The organism is Mycobacterium sp. (assembly GCF_029961025.1).
Classification (GTDB): Bacteria; Actinomycetota; Actinomycetes; order Mycobacteriales; family Mycobacteriaceae; genus Mycobacterium.
The window spans coordinates 120,595-146,790 of sequence record NZ_JASBVP010000006.1; the positions used below are offsets into that span (position 1 = coordinate 120,595).

Here is a 26,196-nt window from a genome sequence, read left to right on the forward strand (position 1 = left end):
CATGGCGACCACTTGGCCGCCGCGGACGGTGATCCGCAAATCTTCGGGGCTGCGCACCCTGGAGTCCGCGCTGTACCGCAGCGGCCTGGGGCCGGTCGCGGGTGTTGACGAGGTGGGTCGGGGCGCTTGCGCCGGCCCGCTGGTGGTCGCGGCCTGTGTGCTGGGGCCGGGACGGTCGGAGAGCCTGGCCGGTCTTGACGATTCCAAAAAGCTCACCGAGCAGGCCCGTGAGAAGTTGTTCTCGGTGATCCGTCGCTGCGCGCTGGCTTATCACGTGGTGTTTATTTCCTCCGGGGAGGTGGACCGGCGCGGGGTGCACGCGGCCAACATCGAGGGCATGCGCCGCGCGGTGGCCGGCCTGTCGGTGCGACCCGGGTATGTGCTGAGCGACGGCTTGCGGATACCCGGGCTGCCGATGCCCTCGCTGCCGGTGATCGACGGCGACGCCACCGCCGCCTGTATCGCCGCGGCCAGTGTGCTGGCGAAGGTGAGCCGGGACCGGTGGATGATCGCGTTGGACGCCCACCATCCCGGATACGGCTTTGCCGAGCACAAGGGCTATTGCACCCCCGGGCACAGCGAGGCGCTGAGCCGGCTCGGCCCGTGTCCCCAGCATCGTCATTCGTTCATCACCGTCCGCCGGGTGGCGACCGCCGCAGGCACGCGGGCGCTGGCCGAATTCGCCCCGCCGGATGAGCATGGCGATGAGCGTTGAGGAAAGATGGGAGCAGGTTTCCCGCCCAGCGACGACCCGGCCCGGGCGAACCGCCCGTGAGGGCCCCCCGGCGTGCCGGGGCCATCTCCCAGCTACGGGGAAAGTCGGGCAAGTTGGCACAGCAGAAGGACGGCTGAGCAGATGAGTGCCGAAGATCTCGAGAAATACGAAACCGAGATGGAGCTCTCGCTGTACCGCGAATACAAGGACGTCGTGGGTCAGTTCAGCTACGTGGTGGAAACCGAGCGGCGGTTTTATCTGGCAAACAGTGTCGAGATGGTGCCCCGCAACGCCGACGGCGAGGTGTACTTCGAGCTGCGGCTGGCCGACGCGTGGGTCTGGGACATGTACCGGCCCGCCCGGTTCGTCAAACAAGTGCGGGTCGTCACGTTCAAGGACGTCAACATCGAAGAGGTGGAGAAGCCCGAACTGCGCCTGCCCGAGTAAGCGGCCCGGCCGCGATACCGCGCAGGCCGCCATGCTTGACCCCGGGGTGAGCCGGCGTCTCTGCGGTCTCGCGCATACCCGGTACCCACGTCCCATACCGGGAGGGGGTCTTGTCCCTGTGCCCCGGGTCGGATTTACTGGCGTGTCAACGCTGCCCAGCGGCGGGCCGGTTCGCCGGCGGGCGCGGCGGGGACGCGAAGCCGGTGTGCGGGGCAGCCGGCGCGGTCCCTCCAAGTCGCCCCGGGCAGCGACGTTGTTTACGATCTGTGCACCGAAGCGGCTGCGCCGGTCGATGCGCGAACGCGAAACCGGCGTGGCTCCCGGGATCGGCGGGCCCGAGGGTGATGACGCGAAGCCAGCACCGACGACACGTTCGGCGGCACCCGGTGCCGTAGCATCGCCGAGCGGCGGACTCGAACGAGGATTGCGCGAGGACGACACCGGAAGGGGGAGCGGCTTTGGGTAACACAGGTGTCACACCCGTCGCGGTCATCGGCATGGCCTGCCGGCTTCCCGGCGGGATCGACTCGCCGGATCAACTGTGGGCGGCGCTGCTGCGGGGTGATGACCTCGTCACCGAGATCCCACCGGACCGCTGGGACGCGGACGATTACTACGATCCCGAGCCCGGGGTGCCCGGCCGCTCGGTCTCCCGGTGGGGCGGGTTCTTAGACGACGTGGGCGGCTTCGATGCCGAGTTTTTCGGCATCACCGAGCGCGAAGCGATGGCCACCGATCCACAGCACCGCTTGCTTTTGGAGACGTCCTGGGAGGCGATGGAGCACGCCGGCCTCACCCCGCAGACCATCGCCGGCTCGCTGACCGGCGTGTTCGTGGGATTGACTCACGGCGACTACCAATTGCTGGCCGCCGACGCCCGCAGCGTGGAGGGACCCTACGGGTTCACCGGCACCACTTTCAGCCTGGCCTCCGGGCGGATCGCCTACGCCCTGGGGGTCCACGGCCCCGCGTTCACGGTGGACTCGGCGTGTTCCTCCGGGTTGCTCGCGGTGCACCTGGCCTGCCGTAGCCTGCACGGCGGCGAATGCGACCTGGCTTTCGCCGGGGGCGCCTGCGTGGTCTTGGACCCGCGGAAATTCGTCTCCGGATCGGCGCAGGGCATGCTGTCGCCCACCGGGCGCTGTCGCGCATTCGATGCGGCGGCCGACGGGTTCGTCACCTCCGAGGGCTGCGCAGTGGTGCTGCTCAAGCGGTTACCGGACGCGCTGGCAGACGGTGACCGCGTGCTGGCCGTGGTGCGCGGCACGGCCGCCAACCAGGACGGTCGCACCGTGAACATCGCGACACCGTCGCTCACGGCGCAGACCGAGGTGTATCGGGCCGCTTTGGCCGCGGCGGGTGTGGACGCCGGCAGCGTCGGGATGGTCGAGGCGCACGGAGCCGGCACCCCCGTGGGTGACCCGATCGAATACGCGAGCCTTGCCCGGCTGTACGGCGTCACCGGACCCTGCGCGCTGACGTCGGTGAAGACCAATTTCGGGCATACCCAGTCGGCATCCGGCGCGCTGTCGTTGATGAAGACCGTGCTCGCGCTGCGCCATGGGGTGATCCCGCCGCATCTGCACTTTACCCGCCTCCCGGACGAGCTCGCCCAAATAGAAACGAAACTCTTTGTGCCACAGGCGACTACGCCGTGGCCGGGTGACGGCCGGCACCCGCGGCGGGCGGTGGTGTCCTCGTACGGGTTGTCTGGAACGAACGTGCATGCCGTCCTGGAACAAGCACCGCCGACCGCCGCCGGACCCGACGCACCCCCCGGCGGCGCCGCGGGCCCGCTGCTCTTCCCGCTGTCCGCCACCTCCGCCGGCGAGCTGCGCCGGACCTCCCGGCGACTGGCCGAATGGGTGCCCAAGCATGCGGGGGAAAATCCCAACGCCCCGGTGCTTTCGGATCTGGCCTACACCCTCGCGCGTCGGCGGGTGCACCGGTCGGTGCGCACCGCCGTGGTCGCGGCGGATCTGTCGGAGCTGACGGCGGGCCTGCGCGAGATCGCCGAGGGCGACACCCCCTACCCGCCCGCGGTGGGACACGACGCCGACCCGGTATGGGTGTTCTCCGGGCAGGGCTCGCAGTGGGCCGCCATGGGCGCTGAGCTGCTCGCGACCGAGCCGGCGTTCGCGGCGGCGATCGCGGAGCTGGAGCCGCTGATCGCCCGGGAGGCCGGGTTCTCGGTCAGCGAGGCGCTGGCCGCGCCACAGACCCTGACCGGTATCGACCGGGTCCAGCCCGCCCTGTTCGCCATGCAGGTCGCGCTCGCCGCCACCATGACGTCATACGGGGTCCGGCCGGGCGCGGTCATCGGGCATTCGATGGGCGAGGTGGCCGCCGCTGTGGTCGCCGGCGCGCTGTCGCCTCACGACGGCGTGCGGGTAAGCTGCCGGCGGTCCCGGCTGATGTCCCGCCTGTCCGGCGCCGGCGCCATGGCGTCGGTGGAGCTGCCTGCCCAACAAGTGCTGGCCGAACTGACGCCGCGCGGCGTGAACGACGTCGTCTTGTCGGTGGTCGCCTCCCCGCGGTCGACCGTCGTGGGCGGCGCCGCGCACGCGGTTCGCGACCTGGTCGCGGCGTGGGAACGGCGTGGCCTTCTGGCCCGCGAGGTGGCCGTGGACGTCGCCTCGCACTCGCCGCAAGTCGACCCCATACTCGGCGAGCTTGCCGACGCCCTGGCGGAGCTCACGCCGATGACACCGCAGATTCGGTTCTACTCCGCGACCCTGTTCGACCCGCGCGAGCAGCCCGTGTGCGACGCCGGCTATTGGGTGGACAATCTGCGTCACACCGTGCGGTTCGCCGCGGCGGTGCAGGCGGCGTTGCAAGACGGGCACCGGGTTTTCGCCGAACTCGCCCCGCACCCCCTGCTCATCCACGCCGTCGAGGAGACCGCCCGAAGCCTCGAGGTGCCGGTGGCGGCGCTGGCGTGCATGCGGCGGGACCAGGCGCTCCCGCACGGGCTGCTCGGCTTTCTGGCGGACCTGCACAGCGCCGGCGCCGCGGTGGACTTCTCGGCGCTGTACCCGCACGGGCGGCTGTTGGACGCGCCGCTGCCGACCTGGACCCACCGGCAGTTTCTCCTGGCCCGCGACGGTCGGGAGGCGGGCGGGGCCAGCGCCGTCGCCGGGCATCCGCTGCTGGGCCCGCATGTGCGGCTGATGGAGGAACCCGAGCGTCACGCCTGGCACGCGGAACTCGGCACCGACGCGCAGCCCTGGCTGGGCGACCATCGAGTACATCAGGTAGCCGCCCTTCCGGGGGCGGCTTACTGCGAGATGGCGTTGGCGGCGGCGCAGACGGTCCTCGGCGACGGGTCCGAGGTGCGTGACCTCCGCTTCGAGCAGCTGCTGCTGCTCGACGACCGGTCGGCGGTCGGCTCGGTCGCCTCGGTGACGGCCCCCGGTGCCGCCACTTTCGCCGTGGAGACGAACCGCCACGGCGAGCGTGTGCGGCTGGCCTCCGCGGTGCTGTGCGCCCCGGACGGCGAGGACCGGCGGCCCGGGTACGACCCGGCCGCGCTGCTGGCCGCGCACCCGCGCCGGGTGACCGGCAGCGAGCTGCGCCGGTCGTTGGACACCCGAGGCATTCACCTCGGTCCCGCCTTTAGCGGTCTGACCGCGGTGCACACCGCGGCCGGGGTCAATCCCACCGTAGTGGCCGAGGTGACCCTACCCAGCCCGATTCGCCCGGAGGGGGGGCGCTTCGGTGTTCACCCCGCCTTGCTGGACGCGTGTTTCCAGTCCGTTGCGGCGCACCCCGCCGTCCAGGACGCCGACCACGGCGGGCTGCTGCTGCCGGTGAGCGTGCGCCGGTTGCGCGCCTACGGCCCGGCCCGCTCCGCCCGCTACTGCTATGCCCGGGTGACCGCGGCCGACACCGCCGGAATCGAGGCCGACCTGGACGTGCTGGATGAGCAGGGGACGGCCCTGCTCATCGTGCGGGGGTTGCGCATCGGCACCGGAGCCGCCGCGGGCGCCGAGCGGGATCACGTGTGTGGCGAGCGGCTGCTGACGGTCGAATGGCGGCGGTGCGAGCTTCCCGAGGTGGACCACCCCAACCCGGGGACGTGGCTGCTGATCAGCACGTCGACCGCCGCAGATGTCATGGCCACCAGGCTGACCGACGCGCTGAAGCTCAGCGGCGCGCACTGCACGACCATGTGCTGGCCGCAGCAGGCCGACCACGAAGCCACCGCCTTAACGCTGGGCTCGCACCTCGGCTCCGGCGGGTTCAGCGGGGTGGTGGTGCTCACCGGACCGCGCACCGGCGACCCGGATGACCGATGCGGGCTGCGGGCGCTAGAACACGTGCACCACCTGGTGCGGGTGGCGCGGGGACTGGCGGAATTCCCCGGCGAGTCACCGCGGCTCTACGTGGTGACCGGTGCGGCCCAGGCGGTGCTGCCCGGCGACGAGGTCAACCTGGAGCACGCCGGGCTGCGTGGCCTGATCCGGGTGATCGGCGCCGAACACCCCCAGCTGCGCGCGACCGTAATCGACGTGGACGAGCGGACCGACGCCGAGCGGGTGGCCCGGCAGTTGATGGCCGGATCCGAGGAGGACGAGACCGCCTGGCGCCACGGCGAGTGGTTTACCGCCCGGTTGTGCTCGAGTCCGCTGCGGCCCGACGAGCGGCGAACCACGATCGCCGACCACGAACGCGACGGGATGCGCCTGCAGATCCGCACACCCGGTGACCTGCAGACACTGGAACTGGTGGCGGCCGATCGGGTTCCGCCGGGTCCGGGGCAAATCGAGGTGGCGGTCAACGCCTCCAGCGTCAACTTCGCCGATGTCCTGGTGGCCTTCGGTCGATACCCGGGTTTTGAGGGTTGGTCGCCACAGTTGGGTGCCGACTTCGCCGGGGTGGTGACCGCGGTCGGGCCCGATGTCACCGACCACCGGGTCGGTGACCATGTGGCCGGCATCTCCCCCAACGGCTGCTGGGGCACGTTCGTCACCTGCGACGCCCGCCTTGCCGTGACCCTGCCGCCGGGTGTGACCGATTACCAGGCGGCCGCGGTGGCCACCGCGCACGCCACCGCCTGGCACGGTCTGCACAATCTGGCCGGAGTCACGGCCGGTGAGCGGGTGTTGATTCACTCGGCGACCGGGGGGGTGGGGCAGGCGGCCATCGCGATAGCTCGCAGGGCCGGAGCCGAGATCTTCGCCACGGCGGGCAGCCCAGAGCGCCGGGAACTGCTGCGCAGTCGGGGTATCGAGCACGTCTATGACTCACGAAGCACCGAGTTCGCCGAGCTGATCCGCCGGGACACCGACGGCTACGGCGTCGACATCGTGCTCAACTCGCTGCCCGGGGCGGCTCAGCGTGCCGGGCTGGAATTGCTGGCGTTCGGTGGCCGGTTCGTCGAGATCGGCAAGCGTGACATCTACGGCGACACGCGGTTGGGGCTGTTCCCGTTCCGGCGCAATCTCACATTTCACGCCGTCGATCTGGGGCTGCTGGCCGCCACCCACCCGGGGCGGGTCCGAGACGTGCTGCAGACGGTGTTGCGCCTCATTGCCGACGGCGCGCTGCCGGCGCCGGAGTACACCCGCTACCCGCTCGCCGACGCGGCCACCGCGATCCGGGTGATGAGCGCCGCCCGGCACACCGGCAAACTCGTGCTCGACATCGCTCACCGCGGGCGCAGCCGCGCGGTGGTGCCGCCGGAGCGGGCGCCGGTTGTCCGCCGCGACGGCGCCTACATCATCACCGGTGGCCTGGGTGGCCTGGGGCTCTTCCTCGCCGGGAAGATGGCCGAGGCGGGCGCCGGCCGGATCGTCTTGGGCTCTCGTTCCCGGCCCGACGCGAAAGCGCGGCAGGCCCTCGAACGGATCCGGGCCACCGGAGCCGACGTCGTGGTGGAGTGCGGTGACATCGCCGAACCGCAGACGGCGCACCGGTTGGTGAGCGTGGCGAGCGTCACCGGGCTTCCGGTGCGCGGTGTGCTGCACGCGGCGGCGGTGGTCGAGGACGCCACCCTGCCCAACATCACCGCGGAGCTGCTCGAGCGGGACTGGGCGCCGAAAGTCTACGGTGCCTGGAATTTGCACCGGGCCACCGCCACCCTGCAACTGGACTGGTTCTGCTCGTTCTCGTCGGCGGCCGCCCTGGTGGGCTCACCCGGTCAGGGCGCATACGCCGCGGCCAACAGCTGGCTGGATGCTTTCACCCACTGGCGTCGGGCCAAGGGTCTTCCGGCCACCGCGATCGCCTGGGGAGCGTGGGCCGACATCGGCCGCGCAACCGCGTTCGCGGCTGGCTTCGACACCGCGATCGACCCCGAGGAGGGCGCCCGCGCCTTTCGGGTGTTGCTCTCCCACGATCGCGCATACAGCGGCTACGCCCCGGTCATCGGGGCACCGTGGTTGACGGCGTTCGCGCAGCGCAGCCCGTTCGCCGAAGCCTTCCGGCCCACCGCGCAAAGCCGCTCGGCCGTCGCCACATTCCGGGCCGAGCTAACCGCGCTGCCCCCCGACGAACGGTCCACGAGGGTTCGGCGCCTGGTCTCCGAGCAGGTCAGCCTGATTCTGCGCCGCACGGTCGACCCGGACCGCCCGCTGTCGGAGTACGGGCTTGACTCGCTGGGCAACCTCGAACTGCGCACCCGCATAGAAACCGAAGCAGGGGTCCGGATCAACCCCACCGACATCACCACCGTGCGGGGTGTGGCGGCGCAGGTGTGCGATGCGCTGGCCGGCCCGGAGCCCGGACCGGCATCCGGGTCCGAACCCTGACGGCGGGGGATCCGCTGAACGCCGCAGCCGCCGGAGCATTGGAGGGACCGTGATTGCAGTAGGGAAGGTGACGGTAGGGCCGATCCGCGACTGGGCGCCGGCGGCAGGTTCGGTGGTGTGCTGGCAGGCCACACCCGCGGCACTGGCGGCGGCCCGGCAGGCCCCGGCCAGTGCGGTACCCGCCAGCTATCAGCAGGCCCAACATCTTCGCCGCTTTGTTGACTACGCGGCCCAGGGTATCGATATGTCGCGGCTGCTCACCGCCTGTTGGGACGTCCCGGGCCGATGCGACATCCGTGCCATGACGCACGTCATCAACGCGCACCTGCGCCGGCACGACACGTATCACAGCTGGTTCGAGTGCAGCGACGCCGGAGTCATCGTCCGCCGCACCATCCGCGAACCGGCCGATATCGCGTTCGCCTCGACCCGGCTGGGCGAGATCACCCCGGGCGAGCTACGACGCCAGGCGCTGAGCACCCCGAATCCGCTGCAGTGGGATTCCTTCCGCTTCATGGTCATCCAGCGCCCGGACCACTTCACGTTTTGCCTGTGTGTCGACCACGTCCACATCGACGCGATGTTCGTGGGCGTGGCATTCGTGGAGCTTCATATGATGTACGCCGCCCTGGTGGCCGGCGCGGCGCCGCTGTCGCTTCCGGCCGCGGGCAGCTACGACGATTACTGTGTGCGCCAACACCGGGAGCTATCCGCCCTGACATTAGCGTCCCCGCCGGTGCGCAGATGGGTGGAGTTCTTCGACAAAAATAACGGAACCCTGCCGGAATTCCCGCTGCCGGTCGCCGATGAGCCGGTTCCCTGCGACATGATGGGCATTCGGTTGCTCGATGAGCGGCAGACAGCCCGGTTCGAATCCGCGTGCCTGGCCGCGGGGGCGCGTTTCAGCGGCGGTGTGTTCGCCTGCGCCGCGCTCATCGAACACGAGTTGATCGGCGCGGAAACCTATTACGGGATTATTCCGGTCGATACCCGCAGCACCCAGGCGGACCTGATGACGACCGGGTGGTTTGTCGGCTTTGTTCCGCTCACCGTGCCCGTCGGGACCTCCTTCGCCGAAACCGTCCGTGCCGCCCAGGGATCTTTCGACTCGGGTAAAGAGTGCGCGCGTGTGCCGATCGATCGCGTCCTGGAACTGGCGCCGAGCCTGAGAATGCCGCAACGGGGTACCCCGTTGCTGTTTTACCTCGATGCCGGCGTTCCGCCCTTGTCGGCCGTCGTCACGTCACAGCTGGAGGGCATGAACGCCGGGCTGTATCACGACGGCCGGATTCCGTCTCAGGTCGCTATCCGGGTGAATCGGCTCGAGAACGAAACACAGATGATCGTGTTGTTCCCGGACAACCCGATCGCCCGGGAATCGATCACCCGCTACCTGGCGGTCGCGAAATCCGTGTATGTCCGGGTCGCCGAGCAGGGCGGCGCAATGAAGCCTCGGCCCGACGGCGCGCGCCTCCGCCACCAGTTGGCCTGCCGGGTGTGACACGCGCGACTGCCGCACCGGCTCTTGGCATCCGGGGTCCGGGAAAAGCGGGAGGCAAGGGCCGCTGATGAAATTTGCTCTGGCCGTCCATGGGTCACGCGGCGATGTCGAACCGCACGCGGCCGTCGCCCTGGAGTTGCTGCGCCGCGGGCACGACGTGCGCCTCGCGGTCCCGCCCGACCTGCACGGCTTGACGGAGTCGGCGGGGCTCGCCGCCCTCGCCTACGGTCCGGATACGCGGGAGGTGCTTTTCGGCAAAGTCTGGGGGAAAAAGAATCCGATCAAGCTGTCCGCCTGGAAAAACTACCTTGGCCGAGTCTGGCTGGAGATGGGCACGACGCTGACCGCCCTGGCGGACGGGGCTGATCTGCTGGTGACCGGCAGTGTGCATCAGGGACTGGCCGCCAACGTGGCGGAGTATTACGACATTCCGCTGGCGAGCCTGCACTCGATGCCGATTCGGGTCAACGGGCAGCTTGTTGCGGGCCTGCCCTCGCCGGTGACCCGCGCGGCGATTTGGGGGTTCTGGTGGGCACATTGGCGCCTGACGAGGGAGGCGGAAAACGCCCAGCGCCGGGATCTGGGCCTGCCGAAGACGACCGCTCCCTCGACACAGCGGATCGTGCGACGCGGAGCCCTCGAGATCCAGGCCTACGAGGAATTCTTCTTCCCCGGGCTGGCGGCAGAATGGGCGCACTGCGACGGCCGGCGGCCCTTCGTCGGCGCGCTGACGATGCAGTTGCCGACGGCGGCCGATGACGAAGTCCTGTCGTGGATTGCCGCCGGAACCCCACCGATCTACTTCAGCTTCGGCAGCACACCGATCCGATCACCCGCCGACACGGTCGCCATGATCACGGCGGCCTGTGAACAGCTAGGCGAGCGGGCCCTGGTTCACTCGGGCGCGCATGACTTCAGCGGCATCCCGCATGCCGGGCACGTCAAGGTTGTCGGCGCACTGAACTACGGGGCCGTCCTTCCCGCGTGCCGGGCAATCGTGCACCACGGCGGCGCCGGCACCACCGCCGCGGGTCTGCGAGCCGGCATTCCGACGTTGATCCTGTGGATCAGAAACGAGCAGCCGCTCTGGGGGGCGGTGGTCAAACGACTGAAAGTCGGTTCCTCCCAGCGTCTTTCGAGCACTACTCGAAAGTCGTTGGTGGCCGGCCTGCGCGGAATCCTCGGGGCGGAATGCTCCGCCCGGGCCCGCGAGATCGCCTCCAGGATGACCACACCCGACGTCAGCGTCGCGGCCGCAGCCGATCTCCTGGAAAACGCCGCCGGCTCGGGGCGGGTCGGCTGATGGACGCGGTGCTGGCGATGGCACTCATCGCGGCGGCCAACCCGGTGCGGCTCGGTGTCGCGCTGCTCTTGATTTCCCGGCCACGGCCCCTGCTCAACCTGCTCACGTTCTGGCTGGGCGCCATGACAACGGGTCTCACCGCGGGCCTGTGCCTGCTGGCAGCGGTGCACGACTTCGGTCCGACGGTTACCCAGTCGGTGTCCGCGCTGGCGTCAAGCTCCGTCGCACGCCGGGCGCACATCGCGATCGGGATAGTCGTGTTGTCGGCCGCCGCGCTGATCGCAGTGGGCTTTTCGGTCCGGCGGATCCGGACACCGAGCATGGGCGGCGGTGTCTGGGCCGCGGCGCCGCAGCCGCGCACGCCCGGCGCGGTCACCCGGCTGCGGGGCCGCGCTCGAGATGTGCTGCACGGCAAGTCGTTGTGGCCGGCGTTCGTGGTCGGTCTCAGCTCCGGATTCCCCGCCGTCGAGTACCCGGTGGCACTGGCCGTGATTGCGGCCTCGGGAGGCACCATCGGCACGCAGCTCGGCGCCGTCGTGATGTTCGTCGTGGTGATGCTCGCGGTCATCGAGATCCCGCTCCTCAGCTACCCGGCCAGGCCGGCGCAAACGCACGCGGTCATGATGCAATTACACGAGTGGGTGCGGCCTCGCCGCCGCCGGATCCTGGCCCTCAGTCTCGGCGCGGTGGCGGTCTTGATCATGGCTACCGGGATAAGCTAACCCGCTAGTCCGGGTGGCGCGGTGTGCGAAAACCCCTGGTGCCCCACGCAGTTACTCGGCTTAGCCGTAGCCGTCCAGGCGGACGAACTGACTTTGCCGGTACCGCTCGGCACACGCCGCCCGCCTGACCTTGCCGCTGGTGGTCAACGGGATCGAACCCGGGGGCACCAGCACGAGATCCGCGACACTAAGGCCGTGCGAGCGCGATATCGCCGAGGTTATGTCCCGCTTGACGGCGTCGAGCCGATCCTTCGCGTCCCGGTGGGACTCGCCCCGGTGTTTGACTTCGACGATGGCGACGAGCTTTTCGGTGTGCGCATCGGAAACTGAGATCGCCGCACACCGGCCGTGGGTGATCTCCTGGATGGTGGCCTCGATGTCGTCAGGAGAGTGGTTGCGCCCATACACGATCAACAGATCCTTGAGGCGTCCGACAATGAACAGCTCACCGTCGGACAAAAATCCCGAGTCACCGGTTCGCAGCCAGGGTCCCTCGGGCGTTCCCGGGGACGGGTCGGCAAGCCGTGCGCCGAAGGTGCTTTCGGTCTCCTCGGGTTTCCGCCAGTAACCCCTCGCGACGTTAGCGCCGTGCACCCAGATCTCCCCGACGGTTCCCGGCGAGCACTCGCTACGTGTCTCGGGATCGACGATGCGCACCATCGGCGACCGCGGCACACCGTAGCTGACTAGCGGTGTGCCCCGATCGTTTTCGCAGCGTTCGGCGCGCCCGGTCGCGAGCTTCTCGGATTCGAAGTGCACGACGGCCGGTGGCTGGGCACCGGTGCGGGTCGCCACATACACCGTTGCCTCGGCCAGCCCGTACGACGGCCGGATCGCCCGTCCGGGCAGATTGAAGCGGGCGAACCGGCGGGTGAAGCGACGCAGCGTCGCGGGCTGTACCCGCTCACTGCCGTTGATGATGATGAGCACCCCGCCGAGATCCTGCCCGGCCATGTCATGATCGGACGTCTTTTGCGCCGCCAATTCAAAAGCGAAGTTCGGCGCCGCCGAGAACGCCCGGCTATGGCCGGCGAGCAATTGCATCCACCGGGCCGGCCGCTTGAGGAAGGACGCTGGGCTGGTCAGCACGGCGGGAAGGCCGGCGAGCAGCGGGAGGAAAATCCCCAGCACCAAGCCCATGTCGTGATAGAAGGGCAGCCACGACACCACGGTGGTGTCTGCCGGGGCCACCTTTCCGAATTCCAGGAAGTAGTCGGACATGAGCTGATCGAAATTGGCGAAAAGGTTCCCGGCGGAGACCATCACCCCGGCGGCCTCCCGCGTCGACCCGGAGGTGTATTGCAAATACGCTGCATCCGAGTCGATTTCACGTCTAACGGCAGACCCTCGCGGGGGGTCAAGGTCGAGCACATCCACCTCGATGACTGCCACGGCGGACCGGCCGGACTGCGGCGCGGCGTAGGGGGCCACAGCTCCTGCCGCGGCGGATGTCGTGAGAATTGCCGTCGGCGCGGCGTCCCGCAGCACCGATGTGACTCGCTCATCATGGGCGCCACCCTGCGGAACCGACAGCGGAACCGCGATCTGCCCCGCCTGCAGCGCGCCGAGAAACGCCACGATGTAGTCAAGCCCCTGTGGTGCCGCTATCACGGCGCGGTCTCCCGTCGAGCCGCAATTCTCGAGCATCCGCGCAACGTGTCCTGTCCGACGATACAGCTGCGACCACGTCAGGCTCTCGGCAACGCCGTCCCAGTCCCGTTCGTAATCCACGAACGTGTATGCCGTGTCTTCGGGCTGCAGGCTGGCGCGCTCACGCAGCACCGTCACCAGGGGGGACTCGGCCATCGGCATCGCGATCACCCACTATCGGTCGGCTATCCGGCGGTTGTGCCGGGCAGAAAGCACCATGGGCGATCCGGTGGTTGTTTTCTCCATGCTGCTTTACTAGTCGATCACACCGGTTAGGCCAAACTCCGCGAGCGTGTGCGCCGCCAACTCGCGCAAGTTCGGCTCGGCGCCGGGCGTCGGGTTCTTGGCGGCGAGGTGATAGGCGACGACGGTGATGAAGATCTTTGCCCCGATGCGTCCGGAAACCAGGAGGATCCCGCGGGGACGCTCGAAGCCTTGTGGGGTGAGCTGTTGTCGTAATCCCCGGATGAAGACCCGGTCGGCGTCGGTGCCGTCGGGGCGGCCGACCGCCGGGTCGAGGTCACCGAGGTTGGAACACCCCACGTCGGGATAGCCGTAGGCCGTTTCGGCCAGTTTCCGGGCCACCCGCTTGGGTGTGAACGGGGACAGCGCAAGCAGTCCCAACAGCTCCTCCGGTGTCTCGCGCAGGGTCTGCAGTTCCCGGCTGATCGCGCCGCGGACCTCGCGTAGCGTTGTCGTGACCCGCGCCGGCTCCACGTCGACGATGACAAACGACAGGGCGTTCGCGCGGGTATCGCCCTCGATACGGTCGCTGACCGGGAAAGATATCCGCACCGTGCCGGCGGCTGCGTCGTGGAATCCAGAGCGCTCCGCGAGTTTCGCAGCGAACCCGGCGAATAACGAGTTACTCGTTCCGCCAAGGGATTTCGCACGATAATCCCAGTCGTCCAAATCGATGTAGATGCTGATAGCCGGGGCACCGCGGTGAGCGGCGCCGCGCCGAATCGCGACGGGGCTTGATGCGCGCGATCGGGCACCGCCGGCCCGGCGCCGGCGAACCACGTGCGCCGCCGTGGCGAGCGCTCGCGCAGCCTGGGGTGCGTCCCGCGCGGTTTGGTAAGCGTCCTGGAGCACCGCACGCGTGCGGGTGCGTGAGTGCGGCGGCGGGTAACCCAACTGGGGGGTCGCACCCAAGACCGCGTCGGCTATCGCCCGGCACAACCCCATGCCGTCGACCAGGGTGTGCGATGCCACCAGGCTGACCGCCGCGGAGCCGTCCGTGAATGCAGCAACCCCGAGATGCCAGCCGGGCCCCAGTTGCGGATCGACGACGAGTTGCCCGCGTTCGTCAGCCCACGCGCTGAGCTCGGCGCGCGGACGGGGACGGTCGGCGATATCGATGGCCGACGGCGCCGGGCAGGACACCCACCGGTGACGGGCGAACGGCAGCGGGGAACACTCGATTCGCCGTCCCAGCAACCCCAGCCCGAGGTTGCGGTGAAAGCGCCGTACCCCATCGAGGTCGACGGCACGCTCATACACCCACACGCATTGGATGACGGGTCCCTGGCCGGTGGCGCGCAGCAAGAGCCACGACGTCTGATCGGTGAATGCGAGCAGGTTCTGCATCGGATAGGAACGATATAAGAACAAAAGCAGCAAACAGCGCGGCTGTGGGCGGTGCGCGACGCGGATCTGTGCGGGCCGCAACGCGGTCGCGACGTTCTCATCGCCGATGTCAGGCCGCCCCTTCACCGCGGCCGGCGTGGGGATCGGGCCGGCCGAACCCGACCAATCGGCCATGGTCTCCTAGTTGCTACCAGACCTACTGCGCGGCAGTGGATTTGGTGCACCGGGTGCGATGCGGGCAGTCGGCGATTAGGGGGTGACGGTGGCCGCGGGGGCCCCTGCGGGAATGCCGAAGACCCGTCGCAACGAGTCCTCGCCGTGACTGGTGGGTGCGGGTTCGCCGGGAAACAGGCGAAAGGTGCGCACCCCGTCGGGGCGACGCTCCGCGCGTAAGAAAAAGTAGGCGGGATCCCGGCGCGCGCACAGGCTGCTGGCGAGATCGTAAAAATGGGTGACGAAAACAACCTTGACCCCGGCATCGACCATGGCGTCCACAACGCCGCGTGCGATTTCCGAACCCTCGCGCTCGGTGGTGGACGCGAAGGACTCGTTGCACAACAGCAGCGACCTCGGCCCGATATGCTCGGCGATCGCACTCATCCGGGCCAGCTCTTCGTCGAGCTTGCCGCGGGTGAGGGTAGCGTCCTCCTCCCGCTTGAAATGCGTGAAGACGCCGTCTCGGACGTCGGCGCGAAACGACTCGGCGGTGACGAACATGCCGGCTTGCATCATCACCTGAGCGGCACCCACACTGCGCAGGAACGTCGACTTGCCGCCCGCGTTAGCGCCGGTAATCACGATCAGTGATTTGCCGTCGGCGTTGACGTCGTTGCCGGTGACTTTTGTTACGGTGGTCAGACACAGACCCACGTCGCGCAGGTCGCGGCACTGAAACTCTGGTGTGCCGGCCGGGCTGGGAATCGGAAAGCATGCGGGCACGCCGAATCTTGTGAGCTCATCGTAAAGATTGAGGCACCCGAGATAAAAGCCCAGTTCGGTGCGCAGCCGACCGAAGAATCCCTCGACGTGGTCCGCCGATTGCGCGACGACATTGGCGACCTCGTTGATCGCGCGGCCCGCCAATTCGCTCAGAGCCCGAGCACCGGCCTCGTCACGGTCGTCGACGACAAACCCGCAGCCGTCGTGGTTTCCGGTGAGCCTGTCCCACCAGCTGCGCCGGGGGGGCTGGTGCAGCAGGTAGTGCGCACCCTTGTTGCCGAGCCCCAATTGGGCGCTGACCAGGATGCCGCGCGGCAGGTGCAGTTCGGAAAGATCCTCGTCAAGCCGCTTCAGATAGTCATCGGAAAGCTGGTCGCCGATCATCGCGAGCAGTTGCTGAAATCCGCGGGAGCGAAACCGCCCGGCATGCGCGTCGCGCAGAGTGCGCAGCTGTTTGAGATTGCCGGCGAGCAGTTCCAGCACCCGCACGGAACGGCGCAGCAGCGAATCGGGGTCGCGAGTCAATAGCCCGCCAAGGAAGATCTTGCGGCGCACTTGCACGGCGTCAACCGCGATGTCGTACATCTGTTGCACAGCAGCACGATTGGCCAGACAGTCGGCCAACACCTGTTGGCGGTAGACGATGACGTCAGGATCGGTGACCGGGAGTGCCAGGACTTTCCGGGCGGTCTCGAGCAGGAATTCGTCGCCGGCTGCCATCGCTGGGTAAAGGCGCGTGAGCTCAAGGTCGTCGTCGATCTGCTCACGCAGCGGACGGGGGATCGCAGGCTCTAGGTCGGGGTCGCGTTCGGGGTGTAACAGCCGGACCTTCATCGGGTGATCCTCTGGCGCAGGGTGTCATAGTTGAGCCGGTATTTGTTCGCCAGCGCCGCGGCGTAGGCGAGACCGTCGGCGGGTCTGCGGGTGAATGTGAACGTCCTCCGGGTCGGATCGTCTGGTGCGACTTCGCCGACCATGCTGACGCACGCCGGACCCAGGGCGGCCAGCTCGTCGAGGAAGGTGACGCACACCGCGACGCAGCCCAGCCTGATGATGCGTTTCAGGACTTCGGTATTGATCAGCAGCGCATCCTCGGCGGTGGTCGACGAGAAGCTCTCATTCATGATGATGCTCGCCTCGGTGGCGCGAGCCAGGATGTCGTGGATGCGCACCAACTCGTCGTCGAGTTTTCCATGCGGCCTCGACAGGCTTTCCCGGCGTTCGAAGTGGGTGTAGATCTGGTCCGGCAGGCTCAGCTCGGCGCGGCTGGCAGGCACCGGGCAGCCCAGCGCGCCAAGGTAGGCGCACTGGCCGATCGTTCTGGCGAGCGTCGTCTTGCCTCCCTGGTTGGGGCCGGTGATGACGAAGATCCGCTCGGGCCCCGAGAGCCGGAAGTCATTACGCACCACGGGCGTGCCGTCGCCGGTCGTCTTGATCGCCAGCGCAAGGTCGAAGGCATCGGTCGCGCGCAGGACACCGGGCTCGCTGGTCACTTCGGGATAGCTGAAGGCCAGTCCGGCCGCGGCAAAGCGGCCGATGAACGCGAGGTAGGACAGGTAAAAGTGGGCCTCGCGTTCGAACCGGCCGATGGCGTGGTCGATAAAGCCATGGTGGCGGCTACAGAAACGTTCCAGCAGCGCGAAGGGCTGCGGATGTAGTTTGGCGACGCACTCCAGGATCTGTTCTTCCACGTGGTCCATGTCGGCGAAGTCCTTGAGCGGGATGTGGTAGTCCTTACTCGCCTCGGTGGCAAAGCGTTCGAATGTCGCAGTGATTGCCGAACTGTAATCGGGTTGGCCGTCGAACTTCTGCACGTGGACCCGCAGGCCTTGAATGTGCACGGTGTAGCGAACCTTGCGCAATTCGGCCGTGACGGCTTGAGTGTCGGCGGAGAGCTTCTGAAACTCTTCGCTGTCGACGTAACCGGCCACATAGTCGGCAAAGTCGCGCAGGCCACGAGACGTCGGCGCGACGCGGCCGAGATCGTCTCGCAGGGTTTTCACCGCGCCGCAATAGCCGTCGACGGCATGCAGGAACCAGCCCTGCTTTTGCAAGGGATGAAAGACACGTTCGGCGTGGTGGAGCCGGAGCCGCACGGTGCGCATGCGGTCGATAAAATTCTCGACGGGCTGACGGCGTTGGTCGCGCTCAAGATCCCGGAATACCTCATGGCGATATTCGACAGCCGAAACGTCGTGCAACGGTAGGTAGAAGAACTGGGCAAGGCCATCACCGCCATGCGCGGCCGTCACCTCGTCGATGATCTGGTCGAGACAGAGGTCGGGAAGGCATTCCGGTGGTGTTGGCCCCGTGACGTCGGGCCCGGGATGCGCGCCGGGGAAGAGGATGCTGGTAAAGCCGGCCATCGACCACCGCCTGCTACCGCCGTCGTCCACGGTAGAAGCCATCAGCCGATGTGTGGCGGTTGTGGCGGGCTTCATCGCCTACCGGCATGGTATCCGGTGATCGGCGGGCTGCGCCATCGCGGCGACGGCGAGCATCTCCCGTTCGCCCATCTCCTGTTCGCCGGTGGTCGTCGAACCGGCACCACTCCGAAAGTCCCCGGCCAGCACGTCGACGCACCCGGTGACCGTCCTGGACAGCCGTGGTCAGCGACCGACAAGGCGTTGTTTCTCGGCGAATTCCTCTTCGGTCAAAACCCCGGAGTCGCGCAGCACGGCGAGGGCGAGTTCGCGCAACTCGGTGGAGATTCCCGCGGCCGGCTCGCCGGGAGGCCGCGGCGCCGGCCCCACCCGCGTCTCCGGGGAGCTGGCCCGGACAGGCTCCCGGCGGCCGGGGCCGATGGCGTTGCCGACGGCGCCCCCGGCCATACCGGCCAGGGCCGTGCCGCTGACCATGCTTCCCGGGATGCCCGCGGTCATCGCCGGGGCGATCTCGGCCGTCGTCGCCGGTGCGGCGCCGACGTTGGTGAACGGCAATGCCAGGGCGGCGGTGCGGATCGCCGGGGCGGCCCTGACCCAGCCGCGGGGCACCGACAAGCCGCTGAGCGCTGTCCCTTGCCCCAGGCCGGCCGCCACCGACGGCGCGGGCGTGGTCGACGGCTCACCGAACGCGGCCGGGCCACCGAAGATCCATTGGGGCAGCGCCTGACCGCCCGGCCCGTTGCCGGTAAACGGTCCCTTACCCTGGGCAAAATCGCGATCGGCATTGATCAGCATGCCTCGATATGACATCGTCGCCGACACCATCGATGATGGTGCGCTCGTGAACGATGCGGGTGCACTGGTGGATGCCGCGACTGTGTCGGCAGCGGCCACGGCTATCGCCACCTCTGTTACGAGCGTTGCAAATGCCGTCAGCCCCGCCCCGGGGTCTGCCGACGACGCGGACGACGCGAGCCCCTGCAGCGTCGCGGGCACCGCGGACATCAGCTGCGGTCCGCTCGACATGATCGTTTGCGCCGCGGCGCCGGCCGGTGTGCCGACGGCGTGTGTGGTCGCGGCGGCCTGGCCGGTCAATCCAGCGGGGTCGGTGGTCGGCGCCGGGGGAGTGAACGGCGTCAACGCCGACGCCGCCGTCGACGCGGCGGCGTACCCGTACATCGCCGCGACGTCCTGAGCCCACATCTCGGCGTAGGCGGCCTCGGCGGCGGCGATCGCCGGGGTGTTCTGCCCCAGGAAGTTCGTCGCGATCAGCGACACCAGCTGAGCACGGTTGGCCGCGATCACCGGCGGGGGGACCGTCGACGCGAACGCCGACTCGTAGGCGGACGCGGCCACCCCGGCCTGGGAGGCGGTCTGCTCGGCCTGCATCGCGGTGGTGCGCAGCCACGTCACGTAGGGCGCGACGGCGGCCGCCATCGACGCCGACGCCGGCCCCAGCCACGGCCCGTTGACCAGCCCGGAGATCACCGATTCGTAGGCGCTGGCGATGTGATGAAGCTCGGCGGCCAGCGCGTCCCAGGCCGCCGCGGCCGCCAGCATCGGCCCCGACCCCGGGCCGGTATACATTCTGCCGGAATTGATTTCCGGCGGTAGCAGCGCGAAATCCACTTCTGTCGGCCTTCCGTTCTCAGTCGGCCGGTGTTTAGCCGGCCGCGAGTGCGTTCGCGGCTTCGGTGACCGCATACGACCCGGCGCTGGCGGCCAGCGTATTCACGAACGCCTCGTGAATCGCCGCGGCCTGGGCGCTGACGGCCTGGTACATCCGGGCGTGCGTCGCGAACTGCGCCGCCGTCAATGCCGACACCGCGTCGGCGGCGGCAGGGATCACCCCGGTTGTCGGGGCGGCCGCGGCCGCACCGCTGGCGACCATTGCAGAGCCAATCGCCTGCAAATTGCCGGCCGCTGCTGCCAGCACTTCCGGCTGTGTGATCACGAAAGACATCGATGCCCCTCCTCAATAGTGTGCTGTCAGAACTTATAGGTGTGTGCTGCCAGAACTACGGTGTTGTAGGCGAAGTGCAATTGCCGAGGCGCCTCTGATGTGAGGCCGACAGCAGAACGTGCTGCGGTAACGGTGTTTTCGAAAGCCTGTGGGGCGAAGGTGGCCCTTCCGGGGGGCACCAACACAATTGAAGTTTCCTGGCACACCACGCCGAAGCGGCGCAACGGAAAAACCGCACCGGGGTGCGCCATCGACTACTCGCCATCTGCCGTCTGCCCTGGACCAACTCCCTTCTACCCTGATCCCCTCATGGGTAGAAGCCATCAGCCGGGGTGGCGGTTGTGGCGAGCTTCATCGCCGTCGGACGATATTAACGAACGGTTAACTGAGCGCGCAAGCTAACGCAGTTGTCTCAGGGCCCAGTCAACCCTGCCGCGCCGATGGGCTGCAGACGGCTGCGTGCCGGCAGCGGCGCAATCGGCGTGGCCAATGCGGTACTGATCTCGATCGCGATCGCCGCCTACGGGTTTTTCGCCGTCGGTGTTCTCGGGATCAGTTCCACCGTGTTGCCCACCATCGCGCTGAACCTGGTGGTGGCGGTGGTTCTGGTCGCATTCATCCTCATGATGGGGCTCTGGATCACACCGAAGCAGCAATCGAAGCCGCGCGGAAGGAATGTGCTGATCGCTTCATCCGGACACGTTCGACCTCCTGGCCGGCTACGACCGTGAGCTGCCCGGCAGGGCAGCCGGCTCGGTCATCACGGTGGTGTTCGGAAAGGGCAGCGGCGCAGCGGTATTGAGCGGGGCGTTGCTGCTGGCGGGGCAGACGCACACCTTTGCGTTCACCGGCGGCGCGGTGGATCCACGCAGCGCCGTGGGTCAGGCGGCATATGCGTTGCTGCTGTTGGCAATTCCGTATCTCCAGCCTTGCCATGCAGCTGTCCACCGCCGTCACCGGAGCGTTGGTGGCGCTGACCATCGGCATCGCAGGCGTGACATTCGTGCGTGTGGTCGCCCTCACCGCGTTCGGTCCGGCACGGCTGGGGAAGCCGCAGACGGACCCCGGTGGTGCGTGGGGAGACCGGCAGCAGTGGTATGCGGAATTCTCCGCGCCTGGTCGTCCGCGTCGCCCGGGGTCGACCGCGGAGTCGGCTATACCTCGTTCGGCTACGCCAGCCCGGTGCGCACCGTGTTGTCCACCGTGCTGGTGACCCGGGCCGAGCTGGCGGCCTCGACGGACGACGTCACGGGCCGCCGCTTAACCGTCCCGTTCGCGTTTACCTACCGCGTCGACGTGGTCGATCTCGTCGAACGCTATTTCTACCGGCCGCTGGTGGCGGCCCTGCTGTGCGTGTCGCGATCCGCCCGACGGCTGCAGTCAGGGCGTCTGGACGCCTATCTGGCCTACCTGCTCATCGCGGTGCTGGCCGTCCTCGCGGTGGCGATCGCGACCTCCTGAGGTTTGGTGCGCACCGGGTGAGACGTGAGGGGCGCGGCCGGTGAGACGTGAGGGGCGCGGCCGGCGTGAGCTCCGCGGCTACAGCTGTGGAATAGCGCCCGACTGGGGATAACTGGGCGGTGGCGGCGGCGGTGGCCGCCGGGAGGGATCACCCATGTCGGCGCTCCCGCGAGCATGGACGCATGACGACACTGACTCGGGCCCAGCTGGGAGCGCTGGGAGAACAGGCGGCCGTGGATCACCTCGCCCGGCAGGGGCTGCGGATCGTCGCCCGCAACTGGCGCTGCCGATACGGCGAGCTGGATGTGATCGCCGCCGACCCGGCCACCCACACAGCGGTATTCGTGGAGGTGAAGACCCGCACCGGCGACGGTTTCGGCGGTCTGGCGCAAGCGGTGACCGGGCGCAAAGTCCTCCGTCTGCGCCGGCTGGCCGCGTTATGGCTGGCCGGTCAGGAACAGCGGTGGGCGGCGGTCCGGCTCGATGTGATCGGGGTGCGATTTGGCCGGCGCGGTGTTCGGGAGATCTACCACGTGCAAGGGGTCGGCTGATGGCACTCGGGCGGGCGTATTCGGTGGCGGTGCGCGGATTGGACGGCGAGATCGTGGAGATCGAAGCCGACATCTCCTCGGGGTTGCCCGGCGTGCACCTGGTGGGTCTGCCCGACGCGGCGCTGCAGGAGTCGCGTGACCGGGTCCGGGCGGCGATCACCAATTGCGGGAACCGATGGCCGATGGCGCGGCTCACGCTCGCGCTGTCACCGGCCACGCTGCCCAAAATGGGCTCGGTCTACGACCTTGCCCTGGCGGCGGCGGTGTTGGCGGCGCAGCGCAGGAAGCCGTGGCCGCGCCAGGAGAAGACCGTGCTGCTGGGCGAGCTGGCACTCGACGGCCGGGTGCGGCCGGTGCATGGCGTGTTGCCCGCCGTGCTGGCCGCCAAACACGACGGCTGGCCGGCCGTCGTCGTTCCGGCGGACAACCTGGCGGAGGCCAGCCTGGTCGACGGCATCGACGTCTGGGGGGTAGTTAGCCTGGGGCACCTGCAGGCGTGGCTGGGGGGCTCGGCCCGGCTGCAAGACAGGGTGACGGCGCTGCCCACCGCAGCGGATCGCCCGGCCGACCTGGCCGACGTGGTCGGTCAGACGCAAGCGCGTTTCGCCGTCGAAGTGGCCGCGGCCGGGGCGCATCATCTGCTGCTGACCGGTCCGCCCGGTGTCGGGAAAACAATGCTGGCGCAACGTCTTCCGGGGTTATTGCCGATGCTGTCCGAGAGCGAGGCCTTGGAGGTAACCGCAATCCATTCGGTGGCCGGGCTGCTCTCCGGCGCCGCGCCGCTGATCACCCGGCCGCCCTTCGTCGCGCCGCACCCCAGTTCCACCGTCGCGGCCCTCGTCGGCGGCGGCTCCGGGATGGCCCGGCCGGGCGCCGTCAGCCGGGCTCATCGCGGGGTGCTGTTTCTCGACGAGTGCGCCGAGATCGGCGTCAGCGCCCTGGAAGCGTTGCGAACACCGCTGGAGGACGGTGAAATCCGCCTCGCCCGCCGCGACGGCGTGGCCCGCTACCCGGCGCGCTTTCAGCTGGTCCTGGCCGCCAACCCCTGCCCCTGCGCGCCCGCGGACCCGGCTGATTGCGTTTGCGCGCCCAGGGAAAAACGGCGCTACCTCGGCCGGTTGTCCGGCCCGCTGCTCGACCGGGTGGACCTCCGGGTGGAAATGCATCCGGTGCGGGCCGGGGTGTTCGGCGCGGCCGAAGGCGAGTCGACGGAACGGGTGCGCGCCCGGGTGGCGGCGGCCCGTCAGGCGGCCGCCGAGCGGTGGCGGCCACACGGATTTCGCACCAACGCCGAAGTCAGCGCGGCGCTGCTGCGGCGGAAGTTCCGTCCGACCAGCGCCGCGATGGCGCCGCTGCGGACCGCGGTGGACCGCAGGCTACTCAGCATCCGCGGGGTCGACCGCTGCCTGCGAGTCGCCTGGACGCTGGCCGATTTGGCCGGCCGGACATCGCCGGGGCTCGACGAGGTGGCGGCCGCGTTGAGCTTCCGGCAACCGGGACTGTCGCGGTGAGCGCGGTGTCCGACTCGACGCTGCGGGCCTGGGCGTATCTGTCCCGGGTGGCCGAACCGCCGTGCGCTGAACTCGCCGCCCTGGTGGCCAGCGTGGGTCCGGTAGAGGCGGCCGAACGGGTGCAGCGCGGACAGGTCGACGCGACGCTGGCGCGCCACACCGCTGCCCGACGTGGAATCGACCGGGCTGCAGCGGATCTGGAGCTGCTGGCACGCCGTGGCGGTCGGTTGATCACCGCGGCCGACGCCGAGTGGCCGGTGCTTGCCTGCAGCGCATTCGCCGGTGCGGTCGCCCGCACGAAACCACACGCCAGACCGCCACTGGTGTTGTGGGCGCTGGGCCCGGCACTCCTCGGCGACATCGCCGAGCGCGCCGCCGCCGTCGTCGGAACGCGGGCGGCCACGGCCTACGGTGAGCAGGTGGCAGCCGACCTGGCCGCCGGGCTGGTGGAGCATGACGTCGCGGTCATCTCCGGCGGCGCCTACGGCATCGACGGCGCAGTCCATCGGGCGGCTCTCGCGGGCGAGGGAGTCACTGCGGCGGTGCTCGCCGGCGGGTTCGACATCCCTTACCCGGTCGGGCATTCGGCACTGCTGCATCGCATTGCCACCCACGGGCTGCTGGTGACCGAATACCCGCCGGGGGTACGACCGGCGCGGCATCGGTTTTTGACCCGGAACCGCCTGGTCGCCGCCTTCGCTCGGGCGGCGGTGGTGGTGGAGGCCGGCCTGCGCAGCGGTGCGGCGAACACCGCCGCCTGGGCGCGGTTATTGGGCCGGGTGGTGGCCGCGGTGCCCGGCCCGGTGACCAGCTCGGCGTCGGCGGGGTGTCATGAGCTGCTGCGCGGCGGCGCGGAGCTGGTCACGCGCGCCGACGACATCGTCGAGCTGGTGGGCCGCATGGGGGAGCTGGCGGCCGACGAGCCCCGGCCGACGACCGCGCTCGACGAGCTGAGCGCGATTCAGCGGCTGGTCTACGAGGCGCTGCCGGGCCGTGGCGCCGTGACTATCGACGAGGTGGCAGCGGGGTGCGGGCTGCTGCCCGTTGAGGTGCTGGGGCCGCTGGCGATGCTGGAGGTGGCCGGGCTGGTCGAACGCCACCAGGGGCGTTGGCGAATCGTGCCAGCACTGCGCAACGGGCAGCGCCCAACGCGCGGTTCGGACAGCCGGGTCATTCGGGTCCGCCCTGAGCACGAATCGGCCCGCTGACCTTGGAAGCCTTGCCCGCCGCCGCAACCGGACGGCAACCGGAAAGACGGCATAGATATCATAGATATCCGGTCCGCAGACGAGGTCCCGCTGACCGTCGGCGCACCGCAGACACTCGTCGAGTGTCGTGGACCTCGCCTATCGGCGGGCGCGGTGTCGCACCCCGGGTCCCGTCGGGCCGTGGCGGCGGTGGAAGTAGGCCGTGAAGGGGTGGACGTAGAAAAAGGCAGGCCGGGGCAGCAGGTGGCCGGGCGAGCCGCCAGCGGCTGCGGGCCGCTCGAGTTCGGCTGGCATCCTCACTACATGGCACTCGCACCTCATTTCGGGGACTACCAGTACGAGATCTACCTGCAGGGGCTGGCCGGGGTGATGCCGTCGCTGCCCATGGACTTCGCGGAATTGGAAGCCAAGGCGGCCGCGGCGTTGCCGGCGTCGGTGTGGTCGTATGTGGCCGGCGGCGCCGGTGACGAGCGCACCCAGCGGGCCAACTGCGAGGCGTTCCAGCGCTGGGGTGTGATCCCGCGGATGTTCGTCGGCGCAAAAGACCGTGACCTGTCGGTGGACCTATTCGGAATGAAGTTGCCGTCACCGGTGTTCATGGCGCCCATCGGTGTCATCGGCATTTGCGCCCAAGACGGTCACGGGGATTTGGCCACGGCCCGTGCCGCCGCCCGCACCGGGATCCCGATGGTGGTGTCGACGCTCACGGCCGATCCGCTGGAGGATGTCGCCGCCGAATTCGGCGAAACCCCCGGGTTTTTCCAGCTCTACACCCCGACCGATCGCGAGCTGGCGGCCAGCCTGGTGCGTCGCGCCGAGACGGCCGGGTTTAAGGGCATCGTCGTCACGCTGGACACCTGGGTGCCCGGCTGGCGTCCCCGGGATCTGAGCACCGCCAACTTCCCGCAACTGCGGGGGCATTGCCTGAGCAACTACACCAGCGACCCGGTCTTTCGGGCCGGCCTGCAGCAACCCCCCGAGGAAAACCCACAGGCGGTGGTGCTGCGCTGGGTTCAGGTGTTCGGCAACCCGCTGACCTGGGACGACCTGCCGTGGTTGCGGTCGCTGACGAGTCTGCCGCTGATCCTCAAGGGGATCTGCCATCCTGAGGACGCCCGGCGCGCCAGGGATGGTGGGGTCGACGCCATCTACTGCTCCAATCACGGCGGCAGGCAGGCCAACGGCGGGCTGCCCGCGCTGGATTGCCTGCCGGCGGTGGTCGAGGCGGCCGACGGGCTGCCGGTGTTGTTCGACTCCGGGATCCGCAGCGGCGCCGACATCGTCAAGGCCCTCGCCCTGGGCGCCACCGCTGTCGGGATCGGCCGCCCCTACGCCTACGGGCTGGCGCTCGGGGGGGTGGACGGCGTCGTGCACGTGCTGCGCGCGCTGCTGGCCGAAGCCGACCTGATCATGGCCGTCGACGGGTATCGCGCGGTGTCGGATCTCGGCCCCGACGCGCTGCGGCGCGTCGACTGAGACAACCCACCCGGGTCTGCGAC

17 protein-coding genes, 1 pseudogene and 2 riboswitches are annotated in these 26,196 nt (G+C 69.1%); of the genes and pseudogenes, 12 read left to right on the forward strand and 6 right to left on the reverse strand.

The window, feature by feature from the left end; translation table 11 throughout:
• Position 1: 1 nt before the first annotated feature.
• The 6 genes and pseudogenes from QJR12_RS08530 to QJR12_RS08555 all read left to right on the forward strand — a co-directional run.
• Positions 2-755, forward strand: a pseudogene (locus tag QJR12_RS08530) (ribonuclease HII); the annotation flags it as partial.
• A 101-nt stretch (positions 756-856) separates the two neighbouring features.
• Positions 857-1,162: a DUF2469 domain-containing protein gene (locus tag QJR12_RS08535; protein WP_300580740.1), complete on the forward strand. Its 306-nt coding sequence runs from the start codon at positions 857-859 to the stop codon at positions 1,160-1,162.
• A gap of 458 nt (positions 1,163-1,620) precedes the next feature.
• Entirely contained in the window at positions 1,621-7,914 is a 6,294-nt protein-coding gene (gene pks2, locus QJR12_RS08540) for a sulfolipid-1 biosynthesis phthioceranic/hydroxyphthioceranic acid synthase (protein WP_300580743.1), read from the forward strand.
• 49 nt (positions 7,915-7,963) lie between these two features.
• Positions 7,964-9,415, forward strand: a complete 1,452-nt coding sequence (locus QJR12_RS08545; protein WP_300580745.1) for a condensation domain-containing protein — start codon at positions 7,964-7,966, stop codon at positions 9,413-9,415.
• 67 nt (positions 9,416-9,482) lie between these two features.
• The gene (locus tag QJR12_RS08550) at positions 9,483-10,718 is read left to right on the forward strand and encodes a glycosyltransferase (RefSeq protein ID WP_300580746.1); all 1,236 of its coding nucleotides are present in this window, start codon (positions 9,483-9,485) and stop codon (positions 10,716-10,718) included.
• Positions 10,718-11,440: a GAP family protein gene (locus QJR12_RS08555; RefSeq protein ID WP_300580748.1), complete on the forward strand. Its 723-nt coding sequence runs from the start codon at positions 10,718-10,720 to the stop codon at positions 11,438-11,440. The genes QJR12_RS08550 and QJR12_RS08555 overlap by 1 nt, the downstream gene beginning before the upstream one ends.
• Positions 11,441-11,500: 60 nt before the next feature.
• On the opposite strand, the gene QJR12_RS08560 is transcribed toward QJR12_RS08555, so the two are convergent.
• The 6 genes from QJR12_RS08560 to QJR12_RS08585 all read right to left on the reverse strand — a co-directional run bounded on the left by QJR12_RS08560 (position 11,501) and on the right by QJR12_RS08585 (position 19,966).
• Positions 11,501-13,246 carry an AMP-binding protein gene (locus tag QJR12_RS08560; protein WP_300581255.1) on the reverse strand — a complete coding sequence of 582 codons (1,746 nt, stop codon included), beginning with the start codon at positions 13,244-13,246 and terminating at the stop codon, positions 11,501-11,503.
• A 99-nt stretch (positions 13,247-13,345) separates the two neighbouring features.
• Positions 13,346-14,854, reverse strand: coding sequence for a hypothetical protein (locus tag QJR12_RS08565; RefSeq protein ID WP_300580751.1), 1,509 nt, complete (start codon positions 14,852-14,854; stop codon positions 13,346-13,348).
• A gap of 75 nt (positions 14,855-14,929) precedes the next feature.
• Positions 14,930-16,453 (reverse strand): DNA mismatch repair protein, encoded by a 1,524-nt coding sequence (locus QJR12_RS08570; protein WP_300580753.1) that lies wholly within the window; start codon positions 16,451-16,453, stop codon positions 14,930-14,932.
• Positions 16,450-18,027 carry a DNA mismatch repair protein MutS gene (locus QJR12_RS08575; protein ID WP_300580756.1) on the reverse strand — a complete coding sequence of 526 codons (1,578 nt, stop codon included), beginning with the start codon at positions 18,025-18,027 and terminating at the stop codon, positions 16,450-16,452. The genes QJR12_RS08570 and QJR12_RS08575 overlap by 4 nt, the downstream gene beginning before the upstream one ends.
• Positions 18,011-18,073: riboswitch (Fluoride riboswitch) on the reverse strand. It overlaps the preceding gene by 17 nt.
• Positions 18,074-18,228: 155 nt before the next feature.
• Positions 18,229-19,632: a PPE domain-containing protein gene (locus QJR12_RS08580; RefSeq protein WP_300580759.1), complete on the reverse strand. Its 1,404-nt coding sequence runs from the start codon at positions 19,630-19,632 to the stop codon at positions 18,229-18,231.
• A gap of 34 nt (positions 19,633-19,666) precedes the next feature.
• Complete coding sequence (locus QJR12_RS08585) at positions 19,667-19,966, reverse strand: PE family protein (RefSeq protein WP_300580760.1); 300 nt, start codon at positions 19,964-19,966, stop codon at positions 19,667-19,669.
• Between the two features lie 307 nt (positions 19,967-20,273).
• A riboswitch (Fluoride riboswitch) is annotated at positions 20,274-20,334 on the reverse strand.
• A 39-nt stretch (positions 20,335-20,373) separates the two neighbouring features.
• Between QJR12_RS08585 and QJR12_RS08590 the strand changes: the two genes are divergently transcribed.
• From QJR12_RS08590 to QJR12_RS08615, 6 genes are all read left to right on the forward strand, one after another.
• Complete coding sequence (locus QJR12_RS08590; protein WP_300580761.1) at positions 20,374-20,697, forward strand: hypothetical protein; 324 nt, start codon at positions 20,374-20,376, stop codon at positions 20,695-20,697.
• Between the two features lie 451 nt (positions 20,698-21,148).
• A complete protein-coding gene (locus QJR12_RS08595; protein WP_300580762.1) occupies positions 21,149-21,427 on the forward strand; it encodes a hypothetical protein in 279 nt (92 codons plus the stop codon).
• A 182-nt stretch (positions 21,428-21,609) separates the two neighbouring features.
• The gene (locus QJR12_RS08600) at positions 21,610-21,978 is read left to right on the forward strand and encodes a YraN family protein (protein ID WP_300580765.1); all 369 of its coding nucleotides are present in this window, start codon (positions 21,610-21,612) and stop codon (positions 21,976-21,978) included.
• Positions 21,978-23,489 carry a YifB family Mg chelatase-like AAA ATPase gene (locus QJR12_RS08605; RefSeq protein ID WP_300580767.1) on the forward strand — a complete coding sequence of 504 codons (1,512 nt, stop codon included), beginning with the start codon at positions 21,978-21,980 and terminating at the stop codon, positions 23,487-23,489. Before QJR12_RS08600 ends, QJR12_RS08605 begins: the two co-directional genes overlap by 1 nt.
• Before the next feature lie 5 nt (positions 23,490-23,494).
• Positions 23,495-24,697 carry a DNA-processing protein DprA gene (dprA, locus tag QJR12_RS08610; RefSeq protein WP_300581257.1) on the forward strand — a complete coding sequence of 401 codons (1,203 nt, stop codon included), beginning with the start codon at positions 23,495-23,497 and terminating at the stop codon, positions 24,695-24,697.
• 303 nt (positions 24,698-25,000) lie between these two features.
• Entirely contained in the window at positions 25,001-26,173 is a 1,173-nt protein-coding gene (locus QJR12_RS08615) for an alpha-hydroxy-acid oxidizing protein (RefSeq protein ID WP_300580769.1), read from the forward strand.
• Positions 26,174-26,196: the final 23 nt, after the last annotated feature.